Annotated in this window: 20 protein-coding genes and 1 tRNA gene; 2 read left to right on the forward strand and 19 right to left on the reverse strand. The window is 59.6% G+C overall.

Annotated features, from left to right (window positions below; genetic code table 11):
* The first annotated feature begins 101 nt into the window (after positions 1 to 101).
* Positions 102 to 1,013 carry a DMT family transporter gene (locus tag J9870_RS22970; RefSeq protein ID WP_210640384.1) on the forward strand — a complete coding sequence of 304 codons (912 nt, stop codon included), beginning with the start codon at positions 102 to 104 and terminating at the stop codon, positions 1,011 to 1,013.
* A 6-nt stretch (positions 1,014 to 1,019) separates the two neighbouring features.
* Here the strand turns inward: J9870_RS22970 and J9870_RS22975 are convergent, their stop codons facing one another.
* From J9870_RS22975 to J9870_RS23000, 6 genes are read right to left on the reverse strand one after another with little or no spacing between them, the layout of a single operon-like run.
* The gene (locus J9870_RS22975; protein ID WP_210645387.1) at positions 1,020 to 2,435 is read right to left on the reverse strand and encodes an amidase; all 1,416 of its coding nucleotides are present in this window, start codon (positions 2,433 to 2,435) and stop codon (positions 1,020 to 1,022) included.
* 2 nt (positions 2,436 to 2,437) lie between these two features.
* Positions 2,438 to 3,778: an aminotransferase class III-fold pyridoxal phosphate-dependent enzyme gene (locus J9870_RS22980; protein WP_210640386.1), complete on the reverse strand. Its 1,341-nt coding sequence runs from the start codon at positions 3,776 to 3,778 to the stop codon at positions 2,438 to 2,440.
* Positions 3,756 to 4,880 (reverse strand): aminotransferase class III-fold pyridoxal phosphate-dependent enzyme, encoded by a 1,125-nt coding sequence (locus tag J9870_RS22985; protein ID WP_210640388.1) that lies wholly within the window; start codon positions 4,878 to 4,880, stop codon positions 3,756 to 3,758. The genes J9870_RS22980 and J9870_RS22985 overlap by 23 nt, the downstream gene beginning before the upstream one ends.
* An 8-nt stretch (positions 4,881 to 4,888) precedes the next feature.
* Complete coding sequence (locus tag J9870_RS22990; protein ID WP_210640390.1) at positions 4,889 to 5,770, reverse strand: TauD/TfdA family dioxygenase; 882 nt, start codon at positions 5,768 to 5,770, stop codon at positions 4,889 to 4,891.
* Positions 5,745 to 7,310, reverse strand: a complete 1,566-nt coding sequence (locus J9870_RS22995) for an AMP-binding protein (protein WP_210640392.1) — start codon at positions 7,308 to 7,310, stop codon at positions 5,745 to 5,747. Before J9870_RS22995 ends, J9870_RS22990 begins: the two co-directional genes overlap by 26 nt.
* Complete coding sequence (locus J9870_RS23000) at positions 7,307 to 7,924, reverse strand: thermostable hemolysin (protein ID WP_210640393.1); 618 nt, start codon at positions 7,922 to 7,924, stop codon at positions 7,307 to 7,309. The genes J9870_RS22995 and J9870_RS23000 overlap by 4 nt, the downstream gene beginning before the upstream one ends.
* A gap of 171 nt (positions 7,925 to 8,095) precedes the next feature.
* Here J9870_RS23000 and J9870_RS23005 point away from each other — a divergent pair, with 171 nt between their 5' ends.
* On the forward strand, positions 8,096 to 9,031 hold the full coding sequence (locus tag J9870_RS23005) for a LysR family transcriptional regulator (protein WP_210645389.1): 936 nt from the start codon (positions 8,096 to 8,098) through the stop codon (positions 9,029 to 9,031).
* A gap of 128 nt (positions 9,032 to 9,159) precedes the next feature.
* Here J9870_RS23005 and J9870_RS23010 read toward each other — a convergent pair.
* The 13 genes from J9870_RS23010 to ruvC all read right to left on the reverse strand — a co-directional run bounded on the left by J9870_RS23010 (position 9,160) and on the right by ruvC (position 18,644).
* Positions 9,160 to 9,235 (reverse strand) — tRNA-Lys (locus J9870_RS23010).
* Between the two features lie 63 nt (positions 9,236 to 9,298).
* Positions 9,299 to 9,991 (reverse strand): 7-cyano-7-deazaguanine synthase QueC, encoded by a 693-nt coding sequence (gene queC, locus J9870_RS23015; protein ID WP_210640394.1) that lies wholly within the window; start codon positions 9,989 to 9,991, stop codon positions 9,299 to 9,301.
* 1 nt (position 9,992) lies between these two features.
* The gene (gene queE, locus J9870_RS23020) at positions 9,993 to 10,640 is read right to left on the reverse strand and encodes a 7-carboxy-7-deazaguanine synthase QueE (RefSeq protein ID WP_210640396.1); all 648 of its coding nucleotides are present in this window, start codon (positions 10,638 to 10,640) and stop codon (positions 9,993 to 9,995) included.
* A 168-nt stretch (positions 10,641 to 10,808) separates the two neighbouring features.
* On the reverse strand, positions 10,809 to 11,645 hold the full coding sequence (gene ybgF / locus J9870_RS23025) for a tol-pal system protein YbgF (RefSeq protein ID WP_210640398.1): 837 nt from the start codon (positions 11,643 to 11,645) through the stop codon (positions 10,809 to 10,811).
* Between the two features lie 6 nt (positions 11,646 to 11,651).
* On the reverse strand, positions 11,652 to 12,149 hold the full coding sequence (pal, locus tag J9870_RS23030; RefSeq protein WP_210640400.1) for a peptidoglycan-associated lipoprotein Pal: 498 nt from the start codon (positions 12,147 to 12,149) through the stop codon (positions 11,652 to 11,654).
* 52 nt (positions 12,150 to 12,201) lie between these two features.
* Positions 12,202 to 13,482 carry a Tol-Pal system beta propeller repeat protein TolB gene (gene tolB, locus J9870_RS23035; RefSeq protein WP_210640402.1) on the reverse strand — a complete coding sequence of 427 codons (1,281 nt, stop codon included), beginning with the start codon at positions 13,480 to 13,482 and terminating at the stop codon, positions 12,202 to 12,204.
* Between the two features lie 17 nt (positions 13,483 to 13,499).
* Positions 13,500 to 14,579: a cell envelope integrity protein TolA gene (gene tolA / locus J9870_RS23040; RefSeq protein WP_003205033.1), complete on the reverse strand. Its 1,080-nt coding sequence runs from the start codon at positions 14,577 to 14,579 to the stop codon at positions 13,500 to 13,502.
* Positions 14,579 to 15,031: a protein TolR gene (gene tolR / locus J9870_RS23045; RefSeq protein WP_161796096.1), complete on the reverse strand. Its 453-nt coding sequence runs from the start codon at positions 15,029 to 15,031 to the stop codon at positions 14,579 to 14,581. Before tolR ends, tolA begins: the two co-directional genes overlap by 1 nt.
* Before the next feature lie 23 nt (positions 15,032 to 15,054).
* Positions 15,055 to 15,750 (reverse strand): protein TolQ, encoded by a 696-nt coding sequence (gene tolQ / locus J9870_RS23050; RefSeq protein ID WP_135846912.1) that lies wholly within the window; start codon positions 15,748 to 15,750, stop codon positions 15,055 to 15,057.
* Positions 15,740 to 16,207, reverse strand: coding sequence for a tol-pal system-associated acyl-CoA thioesterase (gene ybgC / locus J9870_RS23055; RefSeq protein ID WP_025215227.1), 468 nt, complete (start codon positions 16,205 to 16,207; stop codon positions 15,740 to 15,742). The genes tolQ and ybgC overlap by 11 nt, the downstream gene beginning before the upstream one ends.
* A 127-nt stretch (positions 16,208 to 16,334) precedes the next feature.
* A complete protein-coding gene (gene ruvB, locus J9870_RS23060) occupies positions 16,335 to 17,396 on the reverse strand; it encodes a Holliday junction branch migration DNA helicase RuvB (RefSeq protein WP_210640404.1) in 1,062 nt (353 codons plus the stop codon).
* The gene (ruvA, locus tag J9870_RS23065) at positions 17,397 to 18,005 is read right to left on the reverse strand and encodes a Holliday junction branch migration protein RuvA (RefSeq protein WP_058542614.1); all 609 of its coding nucleotides are present in this window, start codon (positions 18,003 to 18,005) and stop codon (positions 17,397 to 17,399) included.
* Between the two features lie 114 nt (positions 18,006 to 18,119).
* On the reverse strand, positions 18,120 to 18,644 hold the full coding sequence (gene ruvC, locus J9870_RS23070) for a crossover junction endodeoxyribonuclease RuvC (protein ID WP_025215229.1): 525 nt from the start codon (positions 18,642 to 18,644) through the stop codon (positions 18,120 to 18,122).
* Positions 18,645 to 18,795 lie beyond the last annotated feature (151 nt).

Genomic DNA, 18,795 nt, shown 5'->3' on the forward strand with positions numbered 1-18,795 from the left:
GCTGCATGCATTGCAGCCCGTTTTTTTTATCACTCACCCATGACGGCAGCCCGATACGTCCATCACGACGCTTCGGTCTGCAACGCAGGAATAATATCTTGATGAAACACGTCGGTTTTGCAGCCGCTCACTGGGGCATGCTCATCTGGGCGATGCTGATCACCTCATCGTTCTTCGCAGCAGCACAGGTCAGCCAGACGATCGACCCGATCCTGCTCACCGGCCTGCGGCTGCTGTTTTCCGCGCTGATGTTCCTGCCACTGCTGCTCCTGAAAAACACGTCGCCCATTTCCATCAGAGGCCTGCTGGCCCATGCCGTGCTTGGCCTGCTGTTGGCGACTTACTTTGGCTCGTTGTTCGAAGCGCTGCGCTACACCTCGGCGGTCAATACCGCGACGCTCTACACGCTAGTGCCCTTGATGACGTTGTTTTTCGAGGTGTTCCTGCTGCCCAGCCCGAGCCTCAAGACCCGCTTGCTGCCTATGCTGGTGGCGGCAATCGGCGCGATATTACTGACCCTCAAAGGCTCGGCCCCGGGTCAGTTGCCGGCGCTCTATCCGACGCTGGTCTTCGGTGCTGGTTGCCTGGCAATGGCGTTGTATTCGCCCCTGAGCCAGCGTTTCAAAGCTTCGGTGTTGAAGGGGCGGGAACCGGTGGCGATGACGTTCTGGAACATGTTGTTCGGTTCGCTGTTCCTGCTGGTGTTCTGCCTGTTCAGCGGCGGCTGGCGCAGCGGCCTGCAGCTGTCGATGCTGGACATCGGCTGGCTGGTGTACCTGGCATTGTTCGGCACCCTCGCCACGTTCTGGCTGTTGCACCGGGCAATTGGGGTGATCACGCCATCCACGGTGATTTCCTATGTTTACCTCAACACCCTGTTCGTGACGTTGCTGCATTGGTTCTGGCTCAGGGAGCAACCCATGCTGATCGAGATCATCGGTGCCACTCTGGTGGGCGGCGGCATGCTGGCCCTGGTGGTCAGCAGCCGTAACGCCAAGACTGCTACGGCTTGAAACCCGTCAGTACGTCGAGGCCTCGCCAGGCGCCACCGCGCTCCAACGCTCCAGCTCCCGTTCAAGGAAACCGGCCACCGCCAGCAACCGCTCCTCTTGCCAGTGAGGGCCGACAATCTGGATACCGATGGGCAGCCCGGTGGCCGGGTCTGATCCGGCACGGATCACCACCGCGGGGGAGCCGCTGAGACTGAACGGGAACACGAAGGCATAGCGGTCGCGATCTTGCAGGGACTCCCCATGCCGAAACGCAACGTCAGGGAATACCGGGCAGATGAACAGATCGTGCTGCTTGAAGAACTTGGCCAATTGATAGCGGAATGTATCGATCATGATCCAGTCGCGCTTGACGTCATCCACGGTCAATGTCACGGCTTCGCTCATGTCCAACAACTGGGCGATGGGCGCCGTGAAGTCGCGCTTGTTCATGGTATCGAACAATTGCCGCCAGCCGCGCCCGGCATCAGCGCCGGTGATGAATACCCGCCAAAGCACATCGCAGGCTTCGCCGAGCATCGGCGGTGCCACCGTATCCACCTGTGCCACCACCGGTTCCAGACACCGTTCGACCTGCTGCAACACCTGGCTCACCGCTGCGCTGACGGGGGTCCGGCTCGACGCCGAAAATAGCGCGACACGCAGATGGGTCAGCGGCTCGCTGGTGGCGAACGGCACGTCGACGGTATCCGGGTCATGGCCGTCGGCACCACTGATCAATTGGCCGAGCAGCGCCAGGTCATCGACATAGCGCCCCATCACGCCAAAGGCCGACGTCATATGAAACAGGCCGGACCGGTCATTGGGAAACTGGCCGGTCAACGGCACCCGACCCTGGGTCAGTTTCAAGCCGCAAATGCCATTGAAGTGCGCCGGAATCCGCACACTGCCACAGGCATCGGACGCCAACCCGGCCGGCGAGCACCCGGCGGCGATCGCGGCCGCTTCCCCACCACTGCTGCCCCCAGCGGAGCGCCGCAGATCGTGAGGGTTGAGGGTACGGCCGTAGACCAGGTTCTCGGTCTCGAAAGCCATGCACAGCTCAGACACGTTGCTGATGCCCATGATGATCGCGCCGGCCTGCCGCAGCCGCGCGACCGCCGTCGCGTCCTCCTGGCTGGTATCGCCCATTAATTCCCCGACGCCGCGGGACATCTTGAAGCCGCGAACATGGAGGACGTCCTTGACGGTGATGGGAATGCCATGCAGTGGACCGCTGATCTGCCCGACGCGCGCCATCTCGTCGGCCTCACGGGCCTGGCGCCGCAGCTCCTCGACCGGCGCCAATTGGATCAATGCGTTGATCTGATGGTTACGCTCGGCGATGCGTTGCAGGTAGAACTCCAGCAGCGTAACGCTGGTCAGCGCGCCACGGCGCAGCAGACCGGCCATTTCCCGCAGGGTCAGCGTGTCAGGATTGAACATGCTCATGACGCCCCCTGGCTGCGCAGCCATTTGTTGGGCAACTGGTACATATTGCGCACTACCAGGGAAAACGCCTTCACCGCCAGCGTTGGACGCCGGTCGATGGCTTCCAGGGCCTCTTCGATCATCGCCAGGACATGGTGCAAGGCTTCAGGCGTGATGGTCAGCGGCGGATAGAACCGCAGCACCGGGCGCTCGGCCTTTTCGTTCATCGAATGCCCGGCATGCACGCCGCGCTTGCTCAGCTCCATGCTCATCAAGGCCTCATAGACCGAGCCGCGCAAGCGCAGGCCCGTCATCAAGCCGACGCCAGGCACGTCCTCGACAATGTGCGGATAGCGCAGGGCCAGCCGTTGCAGGCCATGACGCAACAAGCCGCCATTGACCCGGGACTGCTCCACCAGGTTGTGTTGCTCGATGTAGTCGATGGCTGCCAGCGCCGAAGCGCACGCCACCGGGTGCCCGCCGTTGGTTCGCGTGTCAGGCTCGATTTCACCGAGCGGGTACTGGCTGGCCAGGCGCTGGCTGTACATGGCGCAGGCAAACGAGGTGTAGCCGCCGGTCAAGCCCTTGGAAAGGATCATGATGTCGGGGACCACTTCGTCATATTGCACGGCGAACCATTTGCCACAGCGTCCAAAACCGGTCTGGATCTCATCGGCCACCAACAGTGTACCGGTGGCATCGCACAAGGCCCGGAGATTGGCCATATAGCCCACCGGCGGCACTTGCAAATGAGCGCCGCCCAGAATCGGTTCGACGTACACCGCGCACACGCCCTCGCCCACGGCCTTTTGCAGAGCGGCGAAATCGCCGTAGGGCACGCAGGTCACTTCGGGAGGATCGATACCGTAGCTAGCATGGTTCTGTTGCTGGCCCAGAATGCTCATCGCCGCCAGGGTCTTGCCATGGTAGGAACCGCTCATCACCACGATCCGACGCCGCTGAGGCTGGATTCGCAGCACATAGCGCAGGCTCTGCTCGACGGCTTCGGCACCCGATACCATGAACTGCACATCGCCCCACTCCCCCGGCACCAACTGGCACAGCCGCTCGCGCAGGGTGTCTTGAAGCGGGTGGCGCCGACCTTCCGGCACCCAGGCCATCTGATTCAATTGCGCCTGCACCCGCTCACGCACCGTCGGATTGCGATGCCCGACGATAAACACCCCATAACTGCACGCACAATCGATAAAGCGCTTGCCGGCGTGGTCGGTGACATGGATGCCTTCGGCCTGTTGCTCGACACTGGTCTTGCCCAGGCGATACAGCTTGGCCGCCGACGCGCTCCAGTGTCGCTGGCAGTCATCCAACAGTTGTTCATGCGGCCTGAGTAAGGACATGGCTTAACGTCTCCTTGATGATGTGCGCAGCACGTTGAATGTGCTCAGGGCGAGCGCTGATCGGGCAGCGCAAAACCAATTCGCGGCCACGAGGCGCACTGACATAGACGCCTTGCTGGTAAAGCGCTTCGCAAACCACGGCCGGTTGCAGGTCATCGGCCAGCGGCAGGCTGACCCAGGCGCCCACAGCCACCGCCCCCAATGAAGCCAGGGTTTGCGCCAGGTACTGGCCGTTTTCCTGGCATTGCCGGGGCGAGTCGTGGGCTTGCACATAATCCAATGCGGCCAGGGCCGCCACGCAGGCCATTGGATTACCGGCGGTGGTGCTGCCATGCTTGGCTGGGCTGCTGCGCCCATAGACCTGCCAGGCCATATGCTCGCTGCAGGTATAGGTACCGATGGGAATCGCGCTGCCGCCCAGGGGCCCGCCGAGCACGACAATGTCCGGAACCGGACGATAGCGCTGGAAACCGAACAGCGAACCCAGGCTGCCAAGGCAACTGTGGGTATCGACCGCGATGACCGGTACCGACGCCCGCGCAGCGCGTGCATGCAACTGCTCGATCAAGGCCGGTTCGAGCAGTTGCAGTCGACCGTTTGCATCCGTACGGGTGCTGCTGTGGCACACCGCAAAGCAATCGCTCCAGTCCACCGAGTCCAGGTCAGCGACATGACGAATCGCCGCTCGCTTGAATCCCAGGAAACTCTGTAGGCCAAGATCGCCCTGCGCTGCGTTGAGGCAACGCCCGTAAGTCAGCGAGCCATAATCGCCGCCCTGGATAAACACAATGGTGTTGCCCTTGGGCTTGAGCCCCTTGCACAACTTCAAGGCCCCCTCAAAAGCCTCGTCGCCGGAGCTGCACACATAAGAGCTCTCCAGCGGCGCGGGCAGCAGCTCGGCCAGGCGCCGACACAAGGCAAGCAACGGTTCGGACATCAGCACCCGATTGGACAGGCCCATGATCTGGGCCTGACGGCTGACCGCCTCGATCACGGACGGCACCTGAAAGCCAAACCCGCCGGTCAGGTCGATGATCGAGCGACCATCACCGTCGAGATAGGTCTCGTACTGTCCTCCGATAATGTATTTGTCGTGTTTCATGAGATCTCTCAGCGATAGCTCAAGGCGTTGAAAATGCGCCGACGCTCGTCGACGATGGTTTCCCGACCGTGCATGACCCGACGGTTGTCGATCATCACTACGTCATGGTCACGCCAGCCCACCGGGTAGGTGTAATGGGCGGACACCTCGGCGATCTCAGCCAGGTACTCGGCGGGAATCGGCTGCCCGGCCAGCGTATCGATCACCGGCGCTTCGTAGTTGAAGGACGGCCCCAGGATGCTGTTGGCAAAAGCCGGACGCCCGCTGAAGGCCGATGTCAGGATCGCCGAGGTGCTGAAGGCGTAGTGGATCGAATCATCGGCCGGGTTGAAGGAAATCAGGGTTTGCGGATCGTCACCGATGATTTGCAACAGGTCCTCGATAGCGACGGCCGCCGGGTCCGACAGCGTTGGCGAGTAGTGACAAACCAGCCGGCGCCATTTCTCCCCGGCCACGGTCCGGCTGTAGCGAATGGGATTTTCTTCAAAGAAGGTGCGACAGCCTGGGGACAGTTTCGCCAGCACCCTCTCACCGTCGCACAAGGTGGTTTGCGAACCCTTGCGCGGCGCTTCCTGGCAATAGAACCAGGTCATGTCCGGCCAGAATGGGGAGTTGCCGTTCTCGCAATGCAAACCGACGGCCTGATGCCCGGCATCCACCAACTGCGCCGCGCCACCGACCATGATCCGGGCCGGATCCAGGCTCAGCCGCGAACTGTTTTGCTTCACGTAGGCACTGAAATCCTCGGCATTGTGAATACAGTTGCGAAACAGCACGACGCCGTAATGCCCCAGCAACTCATACAACTCGCCCTTGCCCAAGTTGGCGAAGTGATGCGACTCGACGATGGATACGTCCGGGTTTTCAAAGTGAAAGGCAGGTGTGCTCATTGGATGCATTCCTTTGCAGAGTGGAAAAAACAGTGGCGATATCGGCGCGTTTCGGCCGGCCAGTGACGGTATAGAGCTGCTCGAGCAACGGGTCATCCTTGGTCAACAACCAGAGTCGATTCGGTCGCTCGATGTCGGAGAAGCGCCCCGCCGACCAGGCGAGCAGTTCATCGCGCGCCGGTGTCGCCTCGACGCACAACAACGCCACGAGACCATGGAGCTCATCGAAAAACACCGCGGCATCGTTGACGCCCGGGTATTTGCGGTACTCAAGCTCAACCTGCTCGGGGCTGACGTTGCGACCATTGGGCAGGCAGATCACGTTCTTCTTGCGCCCGTGCACGTACAGGTAACCATCATCATCCAGCATCCCCAGGTCGCCGGTGTCCATCCAGCCGTCGCTGGACATGGAACAGGCGCTGGGGTCAGTGCCGGAATAGCCACTGAACAACGAGCTGCTCTTGACCTCGATGGTCTGGTCGGCGCCGATACGTACCTGGACGTGGGGCAGCGGCTTGCCGACGCTGCCAAGGCGTTGCTGCTCGAAGGTGTTCACGCTGACGACCGAGGCGTTCTCCGAAAGCCCGTAACCCTGGTACACCTCGATGCCTTGTTCAGCCAGGCCGCGCAAGACATCGATACTCACTGCCGCGCCGCCGCAGGTGATGTGCGCGCCCGATTTCAGGTACCGTGCCAGCCGTTCGCCCGCCTCGCCTCCTTCGTTCATCTGCTCCAGGAAACGATTGACCATGACCGGCGGAACCGTCAGGGCCGTTGGCTGGACTTGCAGGATCCAGTCGACCAGGCGCTGCGGTGACGCGCCAGGCTCGCCGAGCAAGGGCTCGTTTGGCGGTAAAAAATGCACAGTCCCGCCTGCCAGCAGCGGCAGATACGCGGCGGTCACCTGTTCCAGCAACAGACTCAAGGGCACCATCGACAGGTAACGACGATGGGCATTGGCTGGCATGCGTTGGCGCAGCGACGCCAGCACCGCGCCGACCGCCTGGGCACTCAGGCGTACCCCCTTTGGCCGGCTGGTGGTGCCCGAGGTGTGAATGATTTTGCAGATCCAGTCACCCTCACTTTCCGGCGTATAGAGCAATGGTTGCTCGGGTACCGGCTCGTTGATGCGTTGCAGGCGGCTGTCGGGGAAATTCAGCTTCCAGCGTTGCGCCAGGGTTTGCTGCCCGGCGGCATCCACCAGAAACCCATCGCAACCGCCGGCCAGGTGCTCCGCCTGGGATTGGCTGAACGCCAGCGGCAGCGGCAGCGCAGTGATACCGGCGAACAGGCAGGCCAGGTCGGCCACCAGCCAGTCACTGCTGTTGCGCGTCGCAATCCCCAATACCACATGATCACCATGGGCTCGGCTTGCGAAACGCCGCTGCAGGGTTGCCGCCAGATTGAGCGAGCGCTGTTCCAGCTCGCCATAGGTCAACTGCGTCGGTTCATTGCCCACTTGCGGCCAGTCAACCGCACAGACGGCCTCGCGGTTTTCCAGCAACGCACGTTGCAATTGGCTGATAAACCCACCGCTCATGGCTGCGCCCTCGCCAGAGAGTCACCCGGCAATTGAGTGAATGAGGTATTGAGAGTCATGGCAGCGAAGCGTGAACGTTGCGGGTCCACCCGGATGAAACCGGTGACTGGCAACTTGGCGTAATAGCTCCCCCATTTCTTGCCGCCGTCGTCGGCCAGGCGCGTGGGGTCCGCAGTCAACAGTGGCTCGAAATCGATCTGGCAACTCTCCATCATTTGCCGGACTCGAGGAGTCACCGTGCACAACAGGTAGTGCCCACCCATGCACCAGGCCAACAACGGAATCATGTTGACCAGAATCATTCCGGCCGTCAGGTGATGGGAGATCAGGTTACCGATCTCGACAATGTTCGAGCGATCAATGGTTTTTTCGAAACGCTGGGACAATATCTCGTTTATCGGTTGTGTCAGGTATTGCTCGGAAAATAACGTGCGGTGGTCCGCAAACGTAATACCGGCGCAAGCAAGAATACGATCCGCCGGATCCTGAGTAACCGCAAAGTATTGCGGATTCGGTTCAACCGAAGCGGAATAAGAACTGCGAAATTTCTCCTTCACTACTTCTGTGGCTTGCACCCATAACGGCGTCTTAGTTTCAGCGACACGTATTTGCATTTCGTCCTCCTCCGTCCTTGTGCAGGATTCCTGTAAAAAGCGAGGCGAGCATATTGGGGAAAAGTCCTACAGACCATTTAAAAAATAAATTGCTTCCGCTAATATGTAAATAAACGTCTTTGTCATAAAAACATAGGACGCTAGTCCATGGATTGCGCCAAGAAGGATCTTATGCTCAATAGTAATTTGCTTAGAAAGCTGGACATGCAGGACTTGATGGTGTTTGTCGCGGTGTACGAGCAGAGCAGCGTCACCGAGGTGTCCGAGGCCCTGTGTGTCAGCCAGTCAACCGTGAGCTACTGCTTGAAGAAGCTCCGCACAAGCTTCGAAGATGAACTTTTCGTTAATACCCGCAGTGGCATGCGTCCCACCAGCAAAGCCACCGCCATGTACAGTCATATACTGAAGATTCTCAAAACAATAAACATATGCCATTCCGGCATTCAGACATTCGACCCCACCCAGAAAGAGATAACATTCAATGTCTGCGCACCCGAGTACTTTGAACTTCTAATCCTGCCAAAATTGGTCAAGTGTTTTATTGGCAGTCGCTTTCCGGTCATCATTAACATAACCAAGTTTCACAGGGATATTCCCGCCGAGGAATTGATGGACGGCCGCTTCGACCTGGTCATTTGTTTTGGCCCGAACTTTCATCGCGGCGTCAAAGGTTTGCGCTCGCAGGTCTTGTTGGAAGATGAATTGGTCTGCGTGGTCGATAAAAACTTCACGCTAACGCAAGAGGACTTCAGCCTGGAGACGTTCGTCGCGTGCCAGCACGTTTTCCCGACACCCTGGACATCCGACACCAACATGATAGATGGATGGCTCACTCGCCAAGGCTACAGCCGACAGATTGTCGCTCGGGCCAACAGCTACGTAGCGGCACTCAATATGATCAGCGGGACCGACTTCATCCTGACCCTGCCTAAGCGTATTCAGGCATTGACCTGCGACGAACACAGGTTCGGTCATCGCCGAGCACCGGCAGGTCTACCGAGCTTCACGCTGGAAATGATGTGGAGCGAGAAACCGACCCAGGACAGCGCCAACAGCTGGTTTCGCGAACAAATCGTAAAAGTCTGCGCTGAAGACGGCTTGCTTTAATCAGCCTGGGAACCGCTCGAATCGTCGAGTGGTTCCCGGCTTTTCGGCTGCCGACTTTTCATCAGGCAAAAAAAAATCCGGAAATCCTCACTTTCGTGGGCCTTCCAGACTTTTAAAACTGCTAAAAATGGTGGGTCGTGTGGGATTCGAACCTACGACCAATTGGTTAAAAGCCAACTGCTCTACCAACTGAGCTAACGACCCGCTGTGTGGTGGCGCGTATAATACTGATTTCTAAGGACTATTCAACACTTAATTTGAAATAAATCAAAAATAAGGGGTTGGATCGCTCACACCCGCGGCTGCAAAGCCTTCTGCACGCAGGCGGCAGCTGTCGCATTTGCCGCAAGCGCGGCCTTGATCGTCGGCCTGATAGCAGGAAACGGTCAGTCCGTAGTCCACGCCAAGCTTCACCCCAGCCTTGACGATATCGGCCTTGCTGAGATTCTGCAGCGGCGCCTGGATACGGAAGCCCTGCCCCTCTACACCGGCCTTGGTCGCCAGATTGGCCATGCGCTCGAAGGCTTCGACAAACTCCGGGCGGCAGTCTGGATAGCCGGAATAATCCACGGCATTCACGCCAATGAAAATATCACGGGCGCCCAACACCTCGGCCCAACCCAGCGCCAACGACAGGAATACGGTGTTACGCGCTGGTACATAGGTCACCGGAATGCCTTCGCTCGGCGCCTCGGGGACATCGATGGAACTGTCAGTCAGAGCCGAACCGCCAATGCCGTTGAGGTTCAGGCCAATTACCTTGTGCTCCACCACGCCCAAATCCCGGGCAACCCGTTCAGCGGCTTGCAGCTCGACACGGTGACGCTGACCGTAATCGAAACTCATGGTGTAGCAACGGTAGCCTTCGGCGCGCGCCATGGCCACGACAGTCGCCGAATCCAGGCCACCGGACAGCAGGATAACCGCACGTTTTTCTGCAGTGTTCGATTGTTCAGTCATATCAGCGCCCCGGCTCGTCGTTCCAAAGATATTTATGCAACTGCAATTGCAGGCGCACCGGCAAATTGTCCGCCACCACCCAGTCCGCCAGTTCCCGCGCACTCAAATCGTGATGACTCGGCGACAACAACACTTCGCCGGCCCGCTGGTCGAGACCGTATTGAATCAGCTTGGAGACGGCCCAGTCATAGTCTTCCCGCGAACAAATGACGAACTTGACCTGATCGTTAGGTGTCAGCAGTTCAATGTTCTCATAACGATTGCGATGCGCTTCCTTGGAGCCTGGGGTTTTCAGGTCCACGACGCGACTGACGCGCGGGTCGACGGCCGAGATGTCCAGGGCACCGCTGGTTTCCAGCGAAACCTCATAACCGGCATCACACAACTGCTTGAGCAGGGGGATGGCGTTGGGTTGCGCCAGTGGCTCACCACCGGTGACGCAGACGTAGCGCGGGCGGTAACCAGCCACTTGCTCGAGGATATCGTCGAGGGTCCGCACAGTGCCGCCGCTGAATGCGTAGGCACTGTCACAGTATTGGCAACGCAGCGGGCAACCGGTGAGGCGCACAAAAACTGTGGGCAGCCCAGCCGTTCGCGTTTCACCCTGCAACGAGTAAAAAACTTCGGTGATTCTCAATGTGTCTTGCATAGTCGCCACGGGCGTAACAGCTAAACAGGCTGTCCGCCTCCGTCAGGCACTTCAAGGAACCCCGCCAACGCGCAGATCCCAAAAAGCGTGTTTCATAAAAGGGCGTGAATTCTAACGAAAAAACCCGCGACAGGCGCGGGTTTCTTCAAAACAGGTCAAGCCGGCTTATTACATGCGTTGCAGATCACGCTGGGCCAATTGAGCAGCGGATGTGCCCGGATACTGGGCCACCACCTGCTGCAGAATGCCTTTCACCTTGTCGGTATGACCGAGGCGGCGCTCTACATCAGCAAGCTTGTACAGCGAATCCGGCACCTTGGCGTGCTTGGGATACAACTGTGACACCTTGGCGAACGCCTGGCCGGCACCTTGCAGGTCACCCTTGGCCAGGTTCACTTCGCCCAACCAGTATTGGGCGTTGCCCGCGTACTGGCTGTTTGGGTATTTGCGCAGGAAAGCGGCAAAAGCCTGGCTGGCCTTGTCGAAATCCTTGGCCTTGATCAAGTCGAAGGCAGCGTCGTAATAGAGCTTTTCCTTCGCCGGATCAGCCGGCTCACCATTGGCGGCAGGTGCTGGAGCCGTTGCCCCAGCGCCCGCGGCTGCACCGGGGGCGTTCAAATCGCCACCGGCAGGAGAATTCTCAGGAGACGCGGCAGGTGCAGGTGCAACGCCGGATCCTATGCGCCGATCAAGATCCTGGTATCGCTCCAGGTTTTCCTGCTTCATGCGCGCAATATCATTTTGCAGAACTTCGATCACGCCTTGCTGGCGCGAAAGCTGATCCTGCATTTGCTGGAGCTGGTTGAACAGCTCGCCCTGTGCCGAGACAGGGGCCGAAACCCCTCCCCCGGCATAGGCGCCGTTCGTACCGTAACCCGCAGGCGGATAGCTGCTCCCGCTATTGTTATAGCCGGCATCGTTATCGACCACAGGAACCGCAGCCCACGCCGCAAGCGGCGCGAGGCTGAGAGCCAGAACAGTTACAGCACGACGGCACGTTCGCATGACGAATTACTTACGCAGTTCGACGCGACGGTTTTGAGCCCAGGACTGCTCGTCGTTGCCGGTAGCAACTGGACGCTCTTCGCCGTAGGAAACCAGTTCCAGCTGAGCTGGGGAAACACCTTGCAGTACCAGGTAGCGTTGAACGGCTTTCGCACGACGCTCGCCCAGTGCCATGTTGTACTCACGAGTACCACGTTCGTCGGTGTTGCCTTCCAGAACGATGCGAGCGCCGTTGGCTTTCAGGTCCTTGGCGTGAACGTCCAGAGCGCGCATGGCTTCTGGCTTCAGGTCCGAGCTGTCGTATTCGAAGTAGAAGGTGGTGATTGCGCGCAGAGCAGCTTCTTCGCTCAGGGAGCCATCGACTGCACCAGTGTTAGCGCCGTAACCAGCGTTTGGATCAACAGCGCCTTCACCGGCATTGTCGCCGCCTTTGGACGAGCAACCTACAGCTACAGCCATGGCCAGAGCCAGCGCAGCAAATTTACCAAACTTCAGCATTTCCATCGTGAAACTCCTAATGAACCCCAGTGTGTTAAGTAAAACGTATAGCGCCGCGTCAGTTCAGGTAAGGGGACCAGGACGGTTCTCTGACTTCGCCTTGTGCGGTAGGAAGCGGGAGCCTCACGCGTCCATTGATGGACACGAGCATCAAGACTCCCCGGCCCTGCTGGCGGGTGGCGTAGATTACCATGGTGCCGTTGGGCGCAACAGTAGGTGACTCGTCCAGAGTGCTATCAGTGAGGATTTTTACGCTTCCGCGCTGCAAATCCTGGGCCGCCACCTTGAAATTAGTGAAACCGTCCTGACGATGGATCATCACCAGGGTCTTTTCGTCCGCCGACAGCTTAGGGTTGGCGTTGTAGTTACCGATGAACGTCACGCGTTCGGCACCGCCACCACCCGCACTGGTCTTGTAGATCTGCGGCTTGCCGCCACGGTCGGAGGTGAAGTAGATGGTCGAGCCATCCTTGCCCCAGAACGGTTCAGTGTTGATGCCCGGGCCGTTGGTGACGCGGGAGATCGAACGCGAAGCCAGGTTCATCACGTAGATGTCCGGGTTACCGTCCTTGGACAGCACGAACGCCAGGCGGGTACCGTCCGGCGACCAGGCTGGTGCGCCGTTGAGGCCTTCGAAGTTGGTGATCTGCTCACGGCGACCGGTATCGATGTGCTGCATGAAAATACGTGGACGCTTCTGCTCGAACGAGACATAAGCGATACGCTTGCCATCAGGGGCGAAACGCGGCGACAGGATCGGCTCGCGCGATTGCAACAAGGTCACTGCACGAGCGCCGTCATAGTCGGAGCGCTGCAGGGTGTAGCGGGTGTTGTTCTCGGAGAAGCGTTCAGCCGTCACGTAGAGCATGCGGGTAGAGAATGCTCCCTTGATGCCGGTGAGTTTCTCGAACGACTGGTCGGAGATGTAGTGCGCCATGTCGCGCAACTGATCAACGCTGCCCGACACACTGCCGGTCAGTACTTGCTGCTCGGTAGCGACGTTGAACAGGGCGTACTGCACCTGCAAGCGACCGCCGGCCGGAACGATGCTACCGACCATGATGTACTGGGCGCCCAAGGCCTTCCAGTCACGGTAGATGACTTCGCTGGCCTGGGTCGGCAGGCTGATCATGTTCTGCTTCGGGATCGGCGCGTAGTAACCCGAGTTGCGCAGGTCGTTGCCGATGATTTCCGCCATGTCGTCCGGCAGGACGCTACCGCCCTGCCAGCCGAACGGTACGACGGCGATCGGGGTAGCCCGATCACTGCCGCTGGTGACCAGAATGTTCTTTTCCTCTGCTACCGCTATCCCTGCCAGGCAGCAGATAACGACAAGCATTCCTCGAAGAAGGTTTCTCACAAGGCTAGATCCTCAGGTGTGAATGTCATCTTGAATGAACGATAGGGAGCAAAGTCGCTCGGTTTCATTCCTTGCATTTCCGTCAATCGCCCAATGTTCTTGACCGCTGCGACCGCCGAAGCGTCGAACGGACCGTCACCGCTGGACTTGGCGACGCTGACCGAGGTAACCGTACCGTCGGGCAACATGCCGATTTGCAATACTACCGTCATGCCTTTGCGCGCCGAAGGTGGACGAGCCCAACCTTCTGCCGCTCGGGCGCGAATCAAATCATCGTAACTGCCGGCGACTTCATCGCCTTGCTCATCGGCCAATGCCTGCTGGCGCTCCGGCGTATCGGAAAGCAAATCTGCCAGGGCCTGGGCCTTTTTGTCTTCGGCGGATTTACGCGCTGCGTCCTGGGCCTTTTTCTTGGCGGCGTCGGCGGCGGCTTTCTTCTTCGCGTCTTCGGCGACTTTCTTTTTCGCCTCTTCAGCTTCAGCTTTCTTCTTGGCGTCTTCGGCCGCTTTTTTCTTCGCGTCCTCGACGATCTTTTTCTTCGCTTCTTCAGCGGCCGCTTTCTTGGCCTCTTCTTCAGCGGCTTTCTTGGCTTCTTCTTCGGCTTTCTTCTTGGCTATATCAGCCAATTGTTTCTCTTCTGCCTTTTTGGCCTCGGCGGTCTTCTTCGCTTCGTCGGCTTTCTTGGCTTCGTCAGCCTTTTTCGCCTCGTCAGCTTTCTTCGCCTCATCGGCCTTCTTGGCTTCCTCGGCCTTTTGAGCCGCTTCCTCTTTCTTTTGTTCCGCTGCCTTTATCGCTTCCTGCTCGACCTTCTTCTGTTCCATCTGCTCGACTTCAGTCTGGCGCGCGGCGGATTTCTTCGCCTCGCCCGCCAGCTTCTGGTTGGTCTGCGTGGTGGCCTGGCTTTTCGACTTGAGCTGGTACAACGTCGCCTGCACGATCGGCTTGGCCGGCGGCAGCTCCGGGGTCATGGCAAAACTGACGAACAGCATGCCGAACACCAGCACATGCAGGCCGATTGCCAGAACACTAGGCCAGAAGTAGCTTTCCGAGGCGGACGGCTCTCGCTGTTGCTGCATCAGGGCGCCTCAGTGATCAAGCCAACGTTACCGACCCCGGCTTTCTGCAAACCGCCCATGGCGCCCATCACGGCACCGTAGTCGACGGTCTTGTCGCCGCGAATGAAGACCTGGGTGCGCTTGCCGGCATCGTTGCCGACACGAATGATCTTGGTCACCGCGTCGGTCATCTGCGGCAAGGTCATGGCCCGGTCCTGCTGCTTCTCGGTATCGACTTCGCTGCCAAGGTTCCAGTAGTAGGTCTTGTCAGCCTTGATCGAAATGGTCAGTACCTGGGTGTTGTTGTCCTGCGGCAAGGCTTCGCTGGAAACCTTGGGCAGATCGACCTTCACGCCCTGATTGAGCATCGGCGCGGTCACCATGAAGATGACCAGCAACACCAACATCACGTCGATGTAGGGCACCACGTTCATCTCGGCAACCGGCTTGCGCTTGTTTCGGGCTCGAGCGATTAAAGCCATGGGGAAATACCTGCTTATTCTTCGCTGGTGTGCACTTTGCGGTGCAGGATCGCCTGGAATTCATCGGCGAAGGTGTAGTAGCGGCTGGTCAGCGTTTCGCTGCGAGCAGCGAAGCGGTTGTAGGCGATAACAGCCGGAATGGCCGCGAACAGGCCGATGGCAGTGGCGACCAGTGCCTCGGCGATACCCGGGGCCACGGTGGCCAGGGTCGCTTGTTGAGCAGAGGCCAGGCCACGGAAGGAGTTCATGATCCCCCACACGGTACCGAACAGACCGATGTACGGGCTGACCGAGCCGACGGTGGCCAGGAACGACAGACCTTGTTCGAGTTTTTCTTCCTCACGGGAGATGGCGACGCGCATGGCACGGGCCACGCCTTCCATCACCGCTTCCGGGTCAACGCCTGGCTGCTGGCGCAGACGGGAGAATTCCTTGAAGCCGGCACGGAAAATCTGCTCCACGCCCGAATCCGGGTCCGGGTTGCTCCCGGCCTGACGGTAGAGTTTGGACAGGTCGATACCGGACCAGAAGCGCTCTTCGAAGCTCTCCAGGGCACGGCGACCGGCGCGCAGCATATTGCTGCGCTGAAAAATCATGATCCATGAGGTCACCGATGCGGCTACCAGGATCAGCATTACCAACTGCACCACGACGCTGGCATTGCTGACCAGGCTCCACATGGAGGTATGGTCGACGACGTTAGCTTCCACGCTTTATCTCCTGCTCTGAGTGTGTACCCGCGCCGCTCACGCCGGCAAAGGCCGCACGTAGAGCTTCGGGAATGGCCCGGGGTTTCAAACTATGGGTGCGCACACAGGCCACCAAAAACTGCCCTTCACAGAGCAGCACATTATCCGTAGCCCGCCTGACCTGCTGCTTGAAACGCAGGCTGACACGGTTTAATTCGATGACATCGGCACTTACCAGAAGCTCGTCGTCCAGTCGCGCCGGCGCGTGGTAACGCGCTTCGCTGGAATGCACGACGAATAACAGGTCCTCCCCTGCCAGCGCGGATTGGGCAAAACCCAGTTCCCGCAGCCGTTCGGTTCGAGCCCGTTCCATAAACTTGAGGTAATTGACGTAGTAAACGATGCCGCCGGCATCAGTGTCCTCGTAATAAACGCGACAGCGATGTGCGAACGACTCCAGCCCGTTTTGCGCGCGCATACTCTAGTGCTTACTCCTCAGGTTGCCAATCGGCCAGGCAACTGTTTTTTCATTCTCGAAGGCATTGACGCTCCGAGTGTCGTCTGGGACAGCACGAACTCGAAAAAAGTCGTTGCACAGAGCTCGTTCAATCGTCCACGGCATCGAGGAATTCGTCTAGCACCGGCATCTCCCCCATTCGTGTCGGGATGTTTAAGCCGAAATGCAAATAAGCATGGCGGGTCACCACCCGGCCACGCGGAGTGCGCATGATGTAGCCCTGCTGGATCAGGTACGGCTCCAGCACATCTTCGATGGTGTGACGCTCTTCGCTGATGGCCGCGGCCAGGCTGTCCACGCCGACCGGGCCACCGTCGAACTTCTCGATCATGGTCAGCAGCAGGCGTCGGTCCTGGTGGTCGAAGCCGCGTTCGTCGATGTCCAGCAGGTTCAACGCCAGGTCGGCAATCGGCTTGGTGATGTGCCCCTTGGCCCGAACTTCGGCGAAATCCCGGACCCGGCGCAGCAAGCGGTTGGCGATCCGCGGCGTACCCCGGGCTCGCCGGGCGATCTCATAAGCGCCATCCGGGTCCAGCGGCAGCCCGAGAATGCCCGCCGAACGGCTGACAATCGTCGCCAGGTCCGCGTTGTTGTAGAACTCCAGGCGCTGGACGATACCGAAACGGTCGCGCAGCGGGTTGGTCAGCATGCCGGCGCGGGTGGTAGCGCCCACCAGGGTGAAGGGCGGCAGATCCAACTTGATCGAGCGCGCCGCCGGCCCTTCGCCAATCATGATGTCGAGCTGGAAATCTTCCATGGCCGGGTACAGCACTTCCTCGACGATTGGCGACAGCCGATGGATTTCGTCGATGAACAGCACGTCATGGGGCTCAAGATTGGTCAGCAGCGCCGCCAGGTCACCCGGCCGCTCAAGGACCGGACCGGACGTGCTCTTGATCGACACGCCCATTTCCTGGGCAATGATGTTGGCCAGGGTGGTCTTGCCCAGGCCTGGCGGACCGAAGATCAAGGTGTGATCCAACGACTCACTGCGCCCACGGGCCGCCTGGATGAACAGCTCCATCTGCTCACGCACGGTCGGTTGACCGATGTAGTCGGCCAGGCTGACGGGGCGAATTGCGCGGTCCTGGATTTCCTCGCGGTCACGGGGCGCGCCCGTGGCGGCGATCAGACGGTCAGCTTCAATCACTTAAATCATTCCCTTCAGGGCACGACGAATCATGTCTTCGGTGCTCAGGCCTTTTTCCTTGATAGCGGAAATCGCCTTGCTGGCTTCCTGTGGCTTGTAGCCCAGGGAGATCAGCGCGGTGACCGCATCGTTTTCGGCACTGACCGCAGGTGCCGGTGCGTCGGGCTGGTTCGGCACCAGCGCGAACATGGCCGGCACCGCTTCCCAAGCCTTGAAACGGTCCTTGAGCTCGACCAACAGACGCTCGGCGGTTTTCTTGCCCACACCCGGCACCTTGGTCAGCGCCGAGGTGTCCTGGGACTGCACGCAACGCACCAGTTCGTCGACTTCAAGGCTCGACATCAAGGCCAGGGCCAGCTTCGGGCCGACGCCATTGAGACGGATCAGCTCGCGGAAGAAATCCCGCTCGCGCTTGCCGACGAAGCCATAGAGTAACTGCGCATCCTCGCGCACGACCAAATGGGTGTGCAGCGTCAGCGGCTCACCGACCGACGGCAAGCGATACAGCGTGGTCATGGGCACTTCCAGCTCATAACCCAAGCCGTTTACATCCAGAATCAGGTGCGGCGGCTGTTTCTCAGCCAGGGTGCCGCGCAAGCGTCCAATCACGTTTCAGATCCTTGGGCGTAGGCCAGCCGCTGGCTGGCGAGTAACGGCCGGAGCAGCAACGCCGACAACACAGGCGCAAAATGCTCAGGCTCACGAAAGATTGCGCTGATGCTATCAGAGACGCAGGCGCCCGCCACGACTGCGTGCGGCTCCCAGGCCGTGAGGCAACAGACTGGAACGGGTATGAGCATGGCAAATGGCGATGGCCAGGGCATCGGAGGCGTCGATTTGCGGCTTGCTGACCAGCTTCAGCAAATGCATGACCATCATTTGCACCTGCTCCTTGTTCGCCGCCCCCGTTCCGACAACCGCCTGCTTGACCTGGGTCGCGGTGTATTCGGCGATCTCCAGGCTTTCCTCGGCACCGGCCACGATCGCCGCGCCCCGAGCCTGCCCCAGTTTCAAGGCCGAGTCAGCGTTGCGCGCCATGAAGACCTTTTCGATGCCCATGGTGACCGGGCCGTAGGTCTGGATGACCTCACGCACGCCGCGGTAAACAATCTGCAAACGTTCGTGCAACTCGCCAGCACCGGTGCGGATACAGCCAGACGCCACGTACACGCAGCCGCGCCCGGTGTCGCGAACCACGCCGTAGCCGGTGATGCGCGAACCGGGGTCGATGCCAAGGATTAAAGTCATAGCGCCTGCGGTTTGAAGGGGAGTTATCCAGATCTGTGGGAGCGAGCTTGCTCGCGATGGCGTCGAATCAGCAAGCAGAGCTTTGACTGAAGTACCGCTATCGCGAGCCAGCTCGCTCCCACATCTGGGTCATTCGCAATCGTCAATATTT

This window comes from Pseudomonas sp. Tri1 (assembly GCF_017968885.1).
GTDB lineage: Bacteria > Pseudomonadota > Gammaproteobacteria > Pseudomonadales > Pseudomonadaceae > Aquipseudomonas.

What these genes read in the sequence shown, in the direction of transcription:
- J9870_RS22970 (WP_210640384.1), top strand. Translation starts at nt 102, where the DNA reads ATGAAACACGTCGGTTTTGCAGCCGCTCACTGGGGCATGCTCATCTGG.
- J9870_RS22975 (WP_210645387.1), bottom strand. Translation starts at nt 2,435, where the DNA reads ATGTTCAATCCTGACACGCTGACCCTGCGGGAAATGGCCGGTCTGCTG.
- J9870_RS22980 (WP_210640386.1), bottom strand. Translation starts at nt 3,778, where the DNA reads ATGTCCTTACTCAGGCCGCATGAACAACTGTTGGATGACTGCCAGCGA.
- J9870_RS22985 (WP_210640388.1), bottom strand. Translation starts at nt 4,880, where the DNA reads ATGAAACACGACAAATACATTATCGGAGGACAGTACGAGACCTATCTC.
- J9870_RS22990 (WP_210640390.1), bottom strand. Translation starts at nt 5,770, where the DNA reads ATGAGCACACCTGCCTTTCACTTTGAAAACCCGGACGTATCCATCGTC.
- J9870_RS22995 (WP_210640392.1), bottom strand. Translation starts at nt 7,310, where the DNA reads ATGAGCGGTGGGTTTATCAGCCAATTGCAACGTGCGTTGCTGGAAAAC.
- J9870_RS23000 (WP_210640393.1), bottom strand. Translation starts at nt 7,924, where the DNA reads ATGCAAATACGTGTCGCTGAAACTAAGACGCCGTTATGGGTGCAAGCC.
- J9870_RS23005 (WP_210645389.1), top strand. Translation starts at nt 8,096, where the DNA reads ATGCTCAATAGTAATTTGCTTAGAAAGCTGGACATGCAGGACTTGATG.
- queC (WP_210640394.1), bottom strand. Translation starts at nt 9,991, where the DNA reads ATGACTGAACAATCGAACACTGCAGAAAAACGTGCGGTTATCCTGCTG.
- queE (WP_210640396.1), bottom strand. Translation starts at nt 10,640, where the DNA reads ATGCAAGACACATTGAGAATCACCGAAGTTTTTTACTCGTTGCAGGGT.
- ybgF (WP_210640398.1), bottom strand. Translation starts at nt 11,645, where the DNA reads ATGCGAACGTGCCGTCGTGCTGTAACTGTTCTGGCTCTCAGCCTCGCG.
- pal (WP_210640400.1), bottom strand. Translation starts at nt 12,149, where the DNA reads ATGGAAATGCTGAAGTTTGGTAAATTTGCTGCGCTGGCTCTGGCCATG.
- tolB (WP_210640402.1), bottom strand. Translation starts at nt 13,482, where the DNA reads ATGCTTGTCGTTATCTGCTGCCTGGCAGGGATAGCGGTAGCAGAGGAA.
- tolA (WP_003205033.1), bottom strand. Translation starts at nt 14,579, where the DNA reads ATGCAGCAACAGCGAGAGCCGTCCGCCTCGGAAAGCTACTTCTGGCCT.
- ybgC (WP_025215227.1), bottom strand. Translation starts at nt 16,207, where the DNA reads ATGCGCGCGCAAAACGGGCTGGAGTCGTTCGCACATCGCTGTCGCGTT.
- ruvC (WP_025215229.1), bottom strand. Translation starts at nt 18,644, where the DNA reads ATGACTTTAATCCTTGGCATCGACCCCGGTTCGCGCATCACCGGCTAC.